This window comes from Mesorhizobium yinganensis (assembly GCF_040081985.1).
Taxonomy (GTDB): Bacteria; Pseudomonadota; Alphaproteobacteria; order Rhizobiales; family Rhizobiaceae; genus Kumtagia; species Kumtagia yinganensis.
This window is the reverse complement of the sequence record NZ_JBEBMH010000032.1, coordinates 1-13,691: the sequence shown is the minus strand read 5'-3', so window position 1 is coordinate 13,691 and position 13,691 is coordinate 1. Positions and strand designations below refer to the sequence as shown.

The following is a 13,691-nucleotide window of genomic DNA, read 5'->3' as shown; positions in this document are numbered from 1 at the left end:
CGAGGCGACGCTCATTGCTTCAGCGCCCCGAACGTCAGCCCGCGCACGAGATGGCGCTGGATCGCGATGCCCATGATGACGGGCGGCACGGCGGCGATCAGGCCAAGAGCCGCCTTGGCGCCGTAGAGTTGGCCGGTCATCGAGGACGAGAGCGAAGCCATGTAGACCGGCACCGTGACCCATTCGCGTGTCGTCAGCAGCAACGCGATCAGATAGTCGGACCAATTGAGGATGAAGACGAAGAGGGCGGCGGACGCGAGCGGCGCGCGCATCATCGGCAGGGTGATCTTCGTGAAGACGCGCCAGCGCGAACAACCTTCGACCAGCCCCGCTTCCTCGATCTCGCGCGGCATGTCGTCGAAGAAGGTCTTCATAAGCCAGAAGGCGAAAGGCAGCGTCACGATGCCGTAGACCAGCGCCAGGCCCCACCAGGTGTCCGTCAGGTTGAGGAAGGCCCACATGATCATGACTGGAATCATCACCGCCATCGGCGGGAACAACCTGAGCTGCGTCAGGGCCAGAGGCAGGTTCTGCCCGGAGCCGAAGCGCGACAGCCCATAGGCAGCCGCGGTGCCGGCCGACATAGCGATCAGCGTGCCGAAGCTCGCTGAAAGCAGGGACGACAGGATCGGCTTCATCGCGGTGCGGTCCAGCGCGACGATCAGGCTGGAGTCCGACTGGCCGAAGATGAAACGGAAGTTCGACAGGGTCGGCTCCTTCGGCCACCAGGTGAGGTCGACGCCGGTGGCGGACCACTCGCCGATCGGCTTGAACGCCATCGACGCCGTCCACAGGATGGGGATCAGCGTGAGCGCGAGCGCGGCGAGGATCGCAGCGTAGCGAAAGATCTCGAAGGGTATGGAACGCTGCATGATGGCGACGCTGGCTCTTCAAAAAAAGGGAGGGACATTGGTCGCCCCTCCCCCAAGGCTGGCTTGCAGGGTTTAGCTGACGGGATCGATGATCGTCGGCCAGGCTTCCTTGTTGGTCTTGATCGCCTCGAGCAGCTTGTCCTCGCCGGTGCGGCGGGCGATGCGGCTCCATTCGCGCTCGGTGTCCGCCATCGCCTGTTCGGCCGTCTTGGTCTTGGTAAGCGCGGCCATGAGATTCTCGTCCAGCGCGTTGTGGAAGGCCGTGGCGCCTGGATAGTTGATGGAAGGCACCGTGCGGGCGACCGTCTCGCGCACCACATCCATGTGGTAGGCATGATAGGTCTGGCGCACCAGCGGATCGGAGAAGTCCGACAGGCGGAACGGATCGAAATAGCCGCCGGGGTTTGCCGTCATCCAGGCGTAGATGCGGGCCGAACCGAGCCACTGCAGGAAGACGTAACAGGCCTCCGGGTTCTTTGCCTGCGACGATACGGATGCCGACAGGTTGAGCCAGAGCACAGAGCGGCGAACCAGCCCGCCGTCGACCTCGCGGCCGGGCGGCAGCATCGTGCCGATCTTGCCGGTGACAGCCGAGTCCTTGTTGGCGGCGTTGTCGAGGAACTTGGGCAGGTTGGAGAAGGCGCAGGTCATGGCAGCGCCGCCCTTGGCGAAGTTGCCATACTGCTCGGGCCAGCCCCACGAGATCGCGTCCGGCGACTTGTAGGTGAGCGAGTCGATGTATTCCTGCGTCGCCTTTATGCCCGCCTCGGAATTGATCAGCGCCTTGCCGTCATCGGCGAACAGGAACTGGTTGGGCGAGCCCATCGAGACATAGCGCTGGTACCAGTTGGTGTAGCCCCAGCCCTGGTTGCGCAGGTCGGTGGAGCCGAGCATTCCCTTGTCGGGGCGATGGAAGAACATCGAGATCTCGTCGAGCTGCTTCCACGTGGTCGGCGGCGCGAGATCGTAGCCGTGCTTGTCCTTGAAGGCCTTCTGCTCGGCGGGGTCGCCGAACAGGTCGGTGCGGTAGACCCAGGTCTGGAAGTCGCCGTCGAGCGACACGCCGTAGGTCGAGCCGCGATACTGGTTCAGCAGCGAGACGCCCTTGGCGCCACCGACATAGCCGTTCTCGGGATTATCCCACTCGGGCTTGTGCTTGGCGACAAAGTCGTCGAGCTTCAGGATGCCGCCCGTCTCGGCGAGGTCGCCCAGGCGGTTCCACTCAACGGCGTAGATGTCATAGGCCCCACCCTTAGTGGAGATGTCCTGCATCGTCTTGGTGAATTCCTGGCCGTTCGGCACGCCGACGATCTCGAGCGTGATCCCGGTTTCCTTCTCCCAGAGATCCTTGATCGCGGGGGCGCCGGCGGGGAATGGCTGCGTCAGCTGGCCGATCGACCCATCGGAAAGGCCAAGCACGATCTTGTCGACGCCGGCGGCCTTGAAGGCCTTGGCGGCTTCTATCGCGCGGCCTTCGGGCGTATCGGCGCCGTACTGATAGCGCTCTGCGCCGTCGAAGCCGGTCGGCCCCCCGATCATGCCTGCCGCAAGAGCGTCGGCCGCGAAAGCGCGGCCTGGACGAATGAACTTTGGCGCAATTCCAATGGCGCCGACATACAGCGCCGCCTTGCCACCGGACGTGAGCAGACTGCGCCGTGACATGCGCATCACAGATGACATCGATTTCCTCCCTCGGGGGTACGTCGCCCCTATGAGGAAGATTGACGGCGCAAAATGATGATGTCAACATCATTTCCAATCAATAATCATCAAAATTGGCAGCCAAACAGGAAAACCATGCAAACTCAAATCACTACCGCACAGCAATATCAATTGCGTGCATCGCACATGATGTTTTTTGAGGTTCCCTTAGCGCAGACGGCACTGGGTGTGCGCTTGCTCGCAAAGCAAACGCCGTTACATCATTTCCCATCAGAATCGCGATGAAGGCATTGTATGCGCGCTACTATTTTGGAGGTTGCGAGACAGGCCGGCGTGTCGGCCGCGACCGTAGATCGTGTGCTGAACAACCGTCCTGGAGTGAAGGCGCGTACGCGTGAGATCGTCTTCGACGTAGCACGCAAGGTAGGTTACCTGCCTGCTGAACACGCCAATGCCGAGACCATTTCCGGGGAACGGATACGGCTGGACTTTGTCCTGCCTATCGGGACGAACTCCTTCATTCGGATGCTTCTAGACCAGCTGGGCACGCAAGGGGCGGCACGTCCCGGGCTCGATGTCCACGTCCATGCGATAGAGGGCTTCAACCCTGATACGCTGGCCACTACGTTGCGGGATTTGGGCGAGAAGACGCTTGGTGTCGGAGTGGTGGCGCTAGACCATCCGACCGTTCGGGAAGCGATCCGCGCGCTTTCGACAAAAGACATAAAAGTCGTGACCCTGGCGACCGATGTTCTCCACGTGCCCCGGATTGCATATGTAGGCATCGACAATCGGCAGGCGGGGCGGCTGGCCGGCTATCTGCTGGGACGGTTGCTCGGGACGGACGCGCCTAAGAAAATTGCGCTGTTCGCAGGCTCCCTGTCTTACCGTGGACATCAAGAGCGTGAGATGGGCTTCCGCCACGTTCTCGGCGAGGAATTCCCGAACTTGTCGATCGTCGAACTGCGCGAGATGCTGGATGACCGGGAGCGTGCCTATTCCGAGGCGTCATCGATTTTGGACCAGCACCCCGACCTGGCAGGGATCTACAACATCGGCGCGGGAAACCAGGGCATCGCTGCGGCGATGCGGGAACGCGGTCGCGAACACTCGACGCTTTTTGTCGGCCATGAACTGACTGAAGGAGCAAAACGCCTGCTTCTCGACGGCACCATGGATGCGGTGATCGATCAGAACCCCAGGGTGGAGGCGCGCGAGGCGCTTAACCTGCTCACTCACGCGATCCGCGGGCTCCCCTATGAAAGTCACCCACCGCGACTGCATCTGGTTCTCAAGGAAAATATACCCGAGGTGTGATATTCGAGGTGTGACAACAGATTGTTTGCAGACGGCAGCGAGATACCCATCGCATATCTGTTTCTGCAATTCTGGGCGACAAGAACTATGGGTCCGCTGGGCGTGTCGTCAGTTGAGGCTTATGAAGGCTGCGACGAGTTGCATCGCGCCGAGAAAGGTGCTGGCGAGCTTGTCGTAGCGAGTGGTGATGGCTCTGAACTGCTCGAGATTGTTGAAGAAACGTTCTACCAAATTGCGTTCGTGATCTGTTTTGTGGATTCGATCGTCGGTGGCGAGCCAATCTACTCAATTCCTCTATCATATCGCCCGCTCGGTCAGGGCGTCGAAAATCGACGCCCTGTTCATGTTGACGTCAATCGGCAATTCTTCGCCGGGACGGCTGACATCGTGCGCCTGCAGCTCGGCCATGACCGGCGCACCGGCAAGGCGGAATGTCGCGAAACTGCGCGACCCTGTTGGCTGCAGCAGGTCGATCGTCGCATTGTAGCGGAGCGACCCTTGTGCCGGCGCACCGTCGCGCGCACGGGTCAGATGTTCCGGACGCAACCCGAGAAGCACCGGCATTCCCTCGGACGCGCCGCTCAGCGTGCGGCTCCTGGGCAGCGGCAACAGCATCTCGCCAAGCCTGATTGCCGGGATTTCACCGCTCAACGCGAGTACACCCGGTAGAAAGCTCATGCGCGGCGAACCAAGGAAGCCGGCGACGAACGTCGAAGCTGGCCTTTCGAACAGGTCGAGCGGAGCGCCCTGCTGCTCGATCAGGCCGTCGCGCATGAGAACGATGCGGTCGGCGAGCGTCATCGCTTCGATCTGGTCGTGGGTGACGTAGATCATCGTCGTCGAGATCGCCTGGTGGAGGCGCTTGATCTCGCCGCGCATCTCGTCTCGAAGCTGCGCGTCGAGATTGCTGAGCGGCTCGTCGAACAGGAAAATGCGCGGGTTGCGAACGATCGCGCGACCGATTGCGACACGCTGGCGCTGGCCGCCCGAAAGTTGGCGCGGAAGACGTTCGAGCAACGGCGTGATGCCGAGCATGCGGGCCGCTTCGGACACACGGCGGTCGATCTCGGGCTTCGGCATCTTTCGGGCCTTGAGGCCGAAGCCGATATTGTTGGCGACGGTCATGTGCGGGTAGAGCGCATAGTCCTGGAACACCATAGCCACGTCGCGGTCGCGCGGGCGCATGTCGTTCACCACCTCGCCACCGATCTCGATCGTGCCGTCCGATGCCTGCTCGAGACCGGCGATCGTGCGCAGCAGCGTGCTCTTGCCGCAGCCCGAGGGCCCGACGAGCACCGTGAACTCGCCGTCTGAAATGTGAAGGTCTATGCCTTTGACCGCATGGAAGGCGCCGTAGCGCTTGTGCAGTTCGGTTATCCTGACTTCGGCCATATCCTTAAGCTTTCCTAGCCGCGCACGGCTCCAAGCGTCAGCCCGCGCACGAGATGTTTCTGGGCGAGCACGCCGAGCGCGATCGACGGAACGAGCGAAACAATCGCCAACGCAGCCGCCTCGCCGTATTGAGCACCCTGGAAGCCGATGAAGGACCGGAAGACAGTCGGCAGCGTGAAGGCGTTCCGGCTGGTGAGCAGCAACGCGAAGAAGAACTCGGTCCAGCAGGCGATGAAGGCGAATACCGCCGCCGCTACGATCCCGGGTGCGGCGAGTGGCACGGCTACCCGCCAGAATGCCTGCCAGCGGGTCCAGCCATCGACGAGGGCGGCCTCCTCCATCGATTTCGGCATCTGGCGGAAATAGGCGAACATCATCCACACAGAGACCGGCAGGGTGAATACCGTGTAGGCGATGACCAGACCGAAGCGCGTGTCGTAGATGCCGATGTTGCGGTAGATCAGGAAGACAGGGAGCACGATACCGATCGGTGGCAGGAAACGCTGCGAGAGCACCCAGAATGAAAGATGCTGTCCGCCTGTATTGTAGCGCGCCAGGCTGTAGGCCATCAGCGTGCCCAGCAGCGCCGACAGGATCGTCGCGGAGATCGAGACGATCAGGCTGTTAACCAGGCCTTCAAAACCGCGATAGGTGAAGAGCGCGGCCTCATAGTGGATCATCGTCGGCTCGTCCGGCCACCAGATCGGCGGGACTGCGAGATAGTCGTCGCTCGGTTTGATCGACGTGTTGAACATCCAGTAGAGTGGGAACAGTACGAAGATCAGGAAGAAGCCGAGCAGCAGGATGCGCGCGATCGGTACGGAGCGGCGCTTGGGTCGGCGGGCGGAGCGGACTGCGGCAGCCATCAGACGGCCTCCACCTTGAGAAGCCTGCGCACGAGCAGGGTCACCACGATCGCCGTGAAGATCAGGAACAGCCAGCTGCCGGCGGTTGCCTGCGAGATATGGAACTGCGTGAAGCCCACCGTGTAGAGATAGTAGGAGGCGGTGTATGTTTTCGTACCCGGCCCGCCGCCGGTCATGATGAAGATGGTGTCGAACATCCGGATCGCGTCGAGCAGCCGGAAAGTGATCGCAAGCAGCATCATCGGCGCAAGGTGCGGCAGGGTGATCGCCCAGAACGCCTGCCAGGCGTTGACGCCATCCAGCTCGGCTGCCTCGTAGAGGTTGGGCGGGATCGACGTCAGGCCGGCCAGCAGGATGACGAACATGAACGGCATCCACTGCCAGACGTCGGCGATGATCAGCGAGATGTAGAGCCAGGGACTCTCGGTCAGCCAGCCAATGGTGACGTCGTAGCCTAGCAACTGGCTGAGCACGTAGTTGGTCGGACCAAATGGCCGCTGCAGCAACAGCGTCCAGGCCTGGCCGACAATCACCGGACTTATGAAGAGCGGCACGATCAGGATCGACATGATCAATGCGCGCCCGGGGAAATTGCGGACCATGCTCAGCGCCACGGCAAGTCCGAGCGCGAACTCGATGGCGACACTGACCCCGGACAACGCCGCGGTCAGGAAAAGCGACCAGCGGGCGACCGGATCGAACACCACACGCTCGAAATTCTTCAGCCCGACAAAGGCGTGGCCGGGGATCTGGAAGTCATAGTTGATGAAAGACACCACCAGCGAGAACAGCAACGGGTAGATCGATAGCGCCAGGATCAGCAGCACGGCCGGCGCAACCAGCAGCCATTTGAAGTGCCGGTCCGCCCACGCATCGAGGCGCGACAGCGGCTTTGGGCTGCCGGCTGCCTGCATCGGGGCGATCCTGACGACGTCTGTCATGAATTAGACTTTCCCTCGGGGACGGCGCGAGGCGGGCCTTATGCACCACCTCGAAGACGACTGGCCGGCGCCATAAACGCCGGCCAGAGCCCTTTCGGTTACATCTTCACCGCCATGCCGAGCTTCTCGACCGTGTTGTCGGCAGTCGCGCCGGGCAGCTTCAGGTATTCGGCGTAGAACGCCTTCTGAGAGTCGATACCGAGTTGGTCGGTCGTCGCATCCCATTCCGCCGCTGCCGTTTCCAGCGAGGCCTTGGGATCGGCACCGGCCCAGACCGCGGTGCACATACGGTCGATCGACTGGAAGTAGTCCTGCGCGCCGGGCATGATCGGGTCGAGCACCGCGACGTTGGCCGAGTTGCTGAGATTGACGAGGTAATCTTTCGCCCCCGGGAAGAGCGACGCGTAAAGGTCCGACTTGAAGTGCGAGAGCCGGTATGGATCGCGCAGCGCGTAGGGCAGCATGACACGCGCCAGAGACACAGGCGGCGATACCATCCACTGCATGAGAAGGTATGCAGCTTCCGGGTTCGCAGAGTCGGCAGCCAACGCCTTGTTAAATCCCGTTGCCAGTTCCGGATTGCCCGGGACGACCGCATAGCCGACCTTGCCCGCGATTTCCGACTTCGGGATGAAGTTGATGGCGGCGGCGCTTTGCGAGTAGTTGCCCGCCATGCGGCCCGACGGCGGCCAGGAGTAGATCATCGCCACCTTGCCAGTGAGGAACGCCGCCCACAGCGAAACCGCGTCCAGTTCGTTGTTGCCGGGGATTGACGCCTTGTTCGATTCCAGCATGCTCCGCAGCGTGGCAACGCCCGCGTCGGACGCCAACGCCGCCTTCATATTGTCGTCGAACAGCTTGCCGCCATTGCCGCGGAACTGCTGCAGGAAGTCGAATTGGTTGCCGGGGCTGCCCGCCTTGCGGAAGTGACCGGCGCCATAGGTGTTGGGCGCCATCTGGTCGGTGATGAACTGCGCGATCTGGTTGTATTCCTTCCAGGTCTTCGGCGGCTCAAGCTTGGCGTTGAACTTTGCCTGGTAGGCCTCCATCATCTTCGGATCCTCGAAGATGTCCTTGCGGTAGTAGAGGGCGAACACATCGCCGTCGTCGAAGAACCCCCAGATCTTGCCCTTGTAGGTCGGCAGCGCCTTGTACAGCGGGTGAAAATCCTCGAGGTCCGCCTTGTTCATGTACTTGTCGATGTAGTCGTCGAGCGGCTGAATGACGCCGCCGTCGGCGAGAGACGGCGTCCACATGGGCGCGACGTCGAGAACGTCATAGGCGCCCGAGGTCGCGATGTGCTCGGCAACCGACTTCGAATAGAGGTCGGGCCAGGCTAGCTCGACCGCGTTGACGTTGATGCCCGTCAATTCGTGCCACATCGGGCCGGAGAAGTTGCGCGGATCGAGTGCCTGCAGGCCGGCTTCTGAGGTGAGGTTGAGCGTCACGCCGGAAAACTGCTTGGCAGCCTCCACGGCCCTGAACGCGGAACCATCCGCCGGTCCTTTGGTCGAGGCTTCAAGTGCCGCGAGTTGTGCCTTGCCCAGCGGCGAGGACGGATCGGCCATTTCGGCCTTCTGCTGCGCCACCGCCCAGTCGGTCATCATGCCGAGGATCGGCCCGGACGCAGCGATCATTCCGGTCGCCATGCCGAACTTCCTGATGAAGTCGCGGCGGGTGTTCTCTCCGCGCATGAAGGCATCGACCTCCGCTTCGAGGCCGGCCTGAAAATCCCGTCTTTCAGTTTCATTCATCGTATAGGTCCTCCCGACCGATGGCCGCCGTTCGACGCGGCAGCCGTTTCCGTTCACCTACTCATCTACGCCCGTCCGCGGCGCGGCGTCCGAGCCGTCCTCCCGTAGCCGTCGCGAAACCTCGCGGCGGCGCGCCGAATTCCCATCCTCTCAAGTGCCTGTGCGGGCTGCTATACCAGCCAGCCGATTTTTCCAGGCCTCGCTCGAAAGCACTTCGCGATTGACCACGCCGCGCGGCTCCCGACCGTGCTGCAAGTCGATCACGGCCTTCACGTCGGCCGCCCCGTTGCCGGCAAAGCACTGATCGGTCCAGCAGAGAGCGTGCGGCGCGAGGATCACATTGTCGAGCTTCAGGATGGGATCGTCGGTGTCCGGCGGCTCCTGCTCCAGAACGTCCAGCCCCGCGCCGGCAATGCGGCGCTTCTGCAGCACTTTGGTCAGCGCCTTCTGGTCGACGATGGGGCCGCGCGCGGTGTTGATGAGGTAGGCCGTCGGCTTCATCAGCGCGAGCCGGTCGGCGTTGACCATGTGGCGCGTCTCAGGCGTCAGCGGACAGCTTACCGAGAGAATGTCGGCGCGTCGGAACAGGTCTTCCAGGCTGACCAGTTCGATGCCGAGTTCGGCGGCGACGGCTTTGTCCGCGAAAGGGTCATGGGCAATGAACGTCATGTCGAAGGGCTTTGCCATGCGGAACACCTCGGCGCCGATATTGCCTATGCCGAGAGAGCCCAGCGTGCGGCCTACCAGGCCAATGCCCATGTGCTGCCCGCGCTGGCTGAATCCGTCCTGGCCCTGGCGTGTCAGCTGGTCCTTGACCATCAGCTTGCCGGTCAAAGCCAGCATAAGCGTGATGACGGAGACGGCGACGGGTCGCCTGACGCCATCAGGGGTGATGACCAGCGCGATACCCGCCCTCGTGCAGGCGTCGACATCGACGGTGTCATAGCCGACGCCGAAGCGGGCGACGACGCCCAATCGGCCACTTTTCGGCACGCTCGCGGCGTTGAAGCGATGTGAAAGCAGGATCAGCGCATCGAAATCCTCGAGCTGCTCCGCACGCAGCGGATCGCTCGCTTCCAGGAAAGACATTTCGATGCCCGGCGCGTTGCGCAGGGGCTCGATGTCGAAGTCGGGATAGGTGAAAGACCCGTCCGGCTTACGGAAGTCGCCGGAGAGCGCGACCTTGAACTTTGCGTTCTTCATTGATCCGCGTCCTCACTTGCACCCGCTGCGGATCTTGGACACCGCATCGGCCATCGCATCGTGAAAGACCCAGACATCGCCGGAGTAACAGATGAAATCGAAGCCTTGTCCGTACCATTCCTGGCCTTGCTGCACGTTCGGCACGAGGCGACCGAGCGACTTGCCGTGCTTCTTGGCCGCCGCGATGATCTTGTCCATTGCAGCCGTGAATGTTGGATGGGCGAAATCGCCAGGAATGCCGAGCGACACCGACAGGTCGAAATGCCCGACCCACAGGCAGTCGACCCCCTCCAGCGCGGCGATGCCGTCGACGTTCTTGACGCCATCGGCAGTCTCGATCAGGCAGATGAATGCCGAGCGCTTGTTTGCGGCATCGAACTTGTCGGCAACCGATCCTGGCCGGTAACGGTCGTGCGCAATCTGCAACGCAACGCCGCGCGTGCCTGCCGGATGGTACTTCATCGAGTTGATGATGTGCTGTGCCTGTTCGACCGTGCTGACCATCGGCGCTATGAGACCCTCCGCACCCATGTCCATGGCGCGAGCGAGGAAATGGTAGTCCTGCGAAGGGACACGCACCATCATCGGCAGGTCAGCAGCCTCGAAGTAGCGCATAGCGCTTTTCAGCGTCTCCATGCCGAAGCCGGAATGCTCCATGTCGAAGAATACGAAGTCGCAGCCTGCCGATTTCAGGATATGCCCGATCCCCGGCGTGGCGAATTCAGCGACGAGCGTGCCAAGTTTGACCCGTCGATGTGTGGCCATGTCTCTGAGGGCGTTTGCCGCCATCGATTTTCCTCCCCCGGGTCGCGTCGCTCCTCCGTCGTACGCGATCCAACAGTCCAGCCCTATCCCTCGCAGACCAACTCCGCGCGGATGATCCTCTTGTCGTCGACAAGGGGCGCGCTTGCCGCATCGAAGCTCAGGAAATGCGGCGAGCGGCAATGCGCGTCGAAGGCCGCCGCATCGTCGTAGATTTCGTAGAGCAGGACGCGATCCGATTGGCCGTGCGGCTCGACCACGTCGAAGCGCCGGCATCCCGGCTCATCGCGCACCGAAGCGATCGCGTTGGCGTCCATGAGCGGCCGAAACGCACCCCGCGCGCCCGCCTTAAGGCGGAAATCCACGATGATCACGAAACCGCTCAACCACCCGCCTCCACAACGGCCGTGTAGCGGCGCGCCACGTAGTCGAGATGGTCGCGCATGGCCCGTTCAGCGCGATCCGGATCTCGAGCGGCGATGGCGTCGAAGATCAGTCTGTGTGCCTCGTAGGCCTTCACGTCCTCGCCTTCGGCAAGAGTCGTGCGGCGCTGTTCCAGCAGCCACTCGGCGAGCGCGGCATGGATCGCAGTGAAGATCGAATTGCGCATCATCAGCGCCAGCACGTAGTGGAAGTCCACGTCGGTCCGTTCGAAGCGCTGCAGGTCGCCGATCGACTGTCGGTTGGCCTCCAGCGCTTCGGCAAGCGCGTCGATGTCATCTTTGGTTGCATTCAGCGCCGCGTTTCGCGCCAGCCCTGTTTCGAAGAAGATGCGCGCAGCCTGAAACTCGTGGACGCCGCCCGGCGCGGAGATCATGTGGCGCGCAGTCCCCGCGAGCGCGTCGATCACGAATTGCGGCGTGGGGCGGGTAACCCGGGCACGCTCGCCCGATTTCACTTCGACGAGCCCCATCTTGCTGAGGTGCAGGAGCGCCTCGCGGATCGATGGGCGCCCAACGCCATACTGCCGCATGAGTTCGCGCTCGGGCGGCAACCGGTCGGCTTCACCCAACTCACCGTCACGGATCATCCGTTCGAGGTGTTTTGCAACCTCGTCTGAAAGCTTCCGCTGCTTGATTAGGACCCCAATCACTTGGCATACCTTTTATACCAGCATGCCGTTTTAATGCTGTAGGTGTACCCATGTCAAACGGCCTGTTGATTCCCGTCGGGAGGTAATTGGAGACCCCGTGTCTTACACCCCCGCGCCCACACAGACCTGAAGTTTTGTTCCCAGCATCGACGATTCTTGCCAGACACGAAGATAGAAAGGCTTTAGTTCAGGATGCGTCGCGTCGGGATAGAGCCATTGGGCAGACGTCTTCGCTCACGTACATGGAGGAGAACTCGCCACCGCCCTTTTTGAGAGGATTCCTGGGAACCGCAGGCAAGCAAAGGACGGGCCGTCGATTAGCCCAGCTCTAATCTTCGTGCGAGCATGCGCGGACGCATTGTCTCAATATCCTGCTTGAGGGGAAAGGAGTCCGATCCGGGATAGACGACAATGCGGCGCACCGTCTCGATGTCAGCGCATGCCATGTGAAATCCCTTCTCGATCTTTGGCGTTAGGCTGTGTTTGATTTCGATCGCCCACGGACGCTGTGCGGTAGAAGTTGGTGCTCGTTGCAAATGGTGCAGCGGAGATGAGCATCTCAATGACGAACCCCTCCCAACTCGCTCCGACCACGGGATGGGCGAGAAGATCTTCAAACGTAGTCACACCCAACAATGCATGAGTGAGACCGCTGTCCCGCACATAGACGCGCGGCGACTTGACGAGGCGTTTTCCTACGTTTTGGTGCCAAGGCTAAGGCCGGCGGACCAAGGGTAAATCGACCAGTAGGTCCAGATATGAGGCAACCGTTTTGCCATCAACGCCCTGGGCACGTGCATTTTGCCGGTCCCTCGGCGCCGCTGGCGCAGAAGCCTCCGGCCATCGGTTCGAGCGAACAACGCCACGATCAACCCTCCGTCGCTGTGATGTCGTTCGACAATATCGGAGGTTCGGACGACGAATATTTCGCCGACGGCGTCGTGGAGGAAATCACCGCTGCACTGTCTCGCGTACGGGATTTCTTCGTTATCGCACAACAATCCGCTTTCACCTACAAGGGACGGTTTGTCGATGTCCGCGAGGTCGGCAAAGAATTGGGTGTGACCTATGTGGTGGAGTGCACAGTTCGGTGAGGAGGGAACAGGCGTCGCATTTCGGTTCAATTGGTGGAAACCGAAACGCTGGCACAGCTGTGGTCGGAGCGCCATGAAGGCGCATTGGAAAACATTATTGAGTTTCAGGATCGGATCGCAGCGCAGGTCGCAGGCGCCATCCACCCTACGATCCGCGGTGTCGAAATCAAGTTCGCGAAGGGGAAACCGCCGACCAGCCACAGAGCATATGATTTCGTCATACGCGCCTATCCCAATCTCTGGGGACACCGGACGGACGCTAACAGGTAAGCAATCGATCTGTTGAGGAAGGCGATAGCCATTGGCCTGGTGCCATGATTCGAACGTCGCCTATCTATGGACCCACGACCCGGAGCGGGAGTTGAGTAACGCGCTAAGTGCCGTCGATGCAGCCGGATCGATCGGCGATGATCCCACGGCCCTCACTGCGGCAGGCGCAGCGGTTAGTATGTGTGGGGACCAGGGTCGCGCCAAGGCCTTCATCGATAGGGCGGTCTCACTCGATCCAAACAGTGTTTGGGCATGGGCACGGTACGGATGGTGACGTGAGACCCCAATCTCCTCCGGCTTGAGGGAGAGTCCTGGGTTTCGATTTAGGCCTCATGCGGCCTGTTTTTCCAGCGTGGATTTGATTGCGAACTCGACTGGCGGCATATTGCCGAGGGCCGAGTGTGGTCTGTGGTGGTTGTAGTCCTCCTTCCATGCGGTGATGGCGGTGCGGGCCTGTGTGAGCGT

At 61.6% G+C, this 13,691-nt stretch carries 14 protein-coding genes and 1 pseudogene; 2 read left to right on the top strand and 13 right to left on the bottom strand.

Annotation, left to right across the window (positions count from 1 at the left end; genetic code table 11):
• Positions 1-11: 11 nt before the first annotated feature.
• Positions 12-872, bottom strand: a complete 861-nt coding sequence (locus tag ABMA59_RS31325) for a carbohydrate ABC transporter permease (RefSeq protein ID WP_349009306.1) — start codon at positions 870-872, stop codon at positions 12-14.
• Between the two features lie 72 nt (positions 873-944).
• Positions 945-2,552 carry an extracellular solute-binding protein gene (locus ABMA59_RS31320; RefSeq protein WP_349009305.1) on the bottom strand — a complete coding sequence of 536 codons (1,608 nt, stop codon included), beginning with the start codon at positions 2,550-2,552 and terminating at the stop codon, positions 945-947.
• A 276-nt stretch (positions 2,553-2,828) separates the two neighbouring features.
• On the opposite strand from ABMA59_RS31320, the gene ABMA59_RS31315 reads away from it, so the two are divergent.
• Complete coding sequence (locus ABMA59_RS31315) at positions 2,829-3,851, top strand: LacI family DNA-binding transcriptional regulator (RefSeq protein ID WP_349009304.1); 1,023 nt, start codon at positions 2,829-2,831, stop codon at positions 3,849-3,851.
• A gap of 108 nt (positions 3,852-3,959) precedes the next feature.
• On the opposite strand, the gene ABMA59_RS31310 is transcribed toward ABMA59_RS31315, so the two are convergent.
• The 10 genes from ABMA59_RS31310 to ABMA59_RS31265 all read right to left on the bottom strand — a co-directional run bounded on the left by ABMA59_RS31310 (position 3,960) and on the right by ABMA59_RS31265 (position 12,525).
• The gene (locus ABMA59_RS31310; RefSeq protein WP_425476018.1) at positions 3,960-4,109 is read right to left on the bottom strand and encodes a transposase; all 150 of its coding nucleotides are present in this window, start codon (positions 4,107-4,109) and stop codon (positions 3,960-3,962) included.
• Between the two features lie 39 nt (positions 4,110-4,148).
• Positions 4,149-5,243 carry an ABC transporter ATP-binding protein gene (locus ABMA59_RS31305; protein ID WP_349009303.1) on the bottom strand — a complete coding sequence of 365 codons (1,095 nt, stop codon included), beginning with the start codon at positions 5,241-5,243 and terminating at the stop codon, positions 4,149-4,151.
• 14 nt (positions 5,244-5,257) lie between these two features.
• Positions 5,258-6,109 carry a carbohydrate ABC transporter permease gene (locus tag ABMA59_RS31300; protein ID WP_349009302.1) on the bottom strand — a complete coding sequence of 284 codons (852 nt, stop codon included), beginning with the start codon at positions 6,107-6,109 and terminating at the stop codon, positions 5,258-5,260.
• Positions 6,109-7,050, bottom strand: coding sequence for a carbohydrate ABC transporter permease (locus ABMA59_RS31295; protein WP_349009301.1), 942 nt, complete (start codon positions 7,048-7,050; stop codon positions 6,109-6,111). The genes ABMA59_RS31300 and ABMA59_RS31295 overlap by 1 nt, the downstream gene beginning before the upstream one ends.
• 98 nt (positions 7,051-7,148) lie before the next feature.
• Positions 7,149-8,804, bottom strand: coding sequence for an extracellular solute-binding protein (locus ABMA59_RS31290; RefSeq protein WP_349009300.1), 1,656 nt, complete (start codon positions 8,802-8,804; stop codon positions 7,149-7,151).
• 150 nt (positions 8,805-8,954) lie between these two features.
• Complete coding sequence (locus tag ABMA59_RS31285; protein ID WP_349009299.1) at positions 8,955-10,007, bottom strand: NAD(P)-dependent oxidoreductase; 1,053 nt, start codon at positions 10,005-10,007, stop codon at positions 8,955-8,957.
• Between the two features lie 12 nt (positions 10,008-10,019).
• Complete coding sequence (locus ABMA59_RS31280) at positions 10,020-10,796, bottom strand: HpcH/HpaI aldolase family protein (RefSeq protein ID WP_349009298.1); 777 nt, start codon at positions 10,794-10,796, stop codon at positions 10,020-10,022.
• Positions 10,797-10,855: 59 nt separating this feature from the next.
• Entirely contained in the window at positions 10,856-11,155 is a 300-nt protein-coding gene (locus tag ABMA59_RS31275) for a putative quinol monooxygenase (RefSeq protein ID WP_349009297.1), read from the bottom strand.
• Complete coding sequence (nanR, locus tag ABMA59_RS31270) at positions 11,152-11,862, bottom strand: transcriptional regulator NanR (protein WP_349009296.1); 711 nt, start codon at positions 11,860-11,862, stop codon at positions 11,152-11,154. The genes ABMA59_RS31275 and nanR overlap by 4 nt, the downstream gene beginning before the upstream one ends.
• 432 nt (positions 11,863-12,294) lie before the next feature.
• Positions 12,295-12,525 carry a DUF4143 domain-containing protein gene (locus tag ABMA59_RS31265; RefSeq protein ID WP_349009295.1) on the bottom strand — a complete coding sequence of 77 codons (231 nt, stop codon included), beginning with the start codon at positions 12,523-12,525 and terminating at the stop codon, positions 12,295-12,297.
• Between the two features lie 203 nt (positions 12,526-12,728).
• Between ABMA59_RS31265 and ABMA59_RS37375 the strand changes: the two are divergent.
• Positions 12,729-13,497, top strand: a pseudogene (locus ABMA59_RS37375) (BTAD domain-containing putative transcriptional regulator); the annotation flags it as partial.
• Between the two features lie 59 nt (positions 13,498-13,556).
• On the opposite strand, the gene ABMA59_RS37370 reads toward ABMA59_RS37375, so the two are convergent.
• Positions 13,557-13,691, bottom strand: a 135-nt coding sequence (locus ABMA59_RS37370) for an integrase core domain-containing protein (protein WP_425475858.1), incomplete at its 5' end; no start/stop codon positions are given.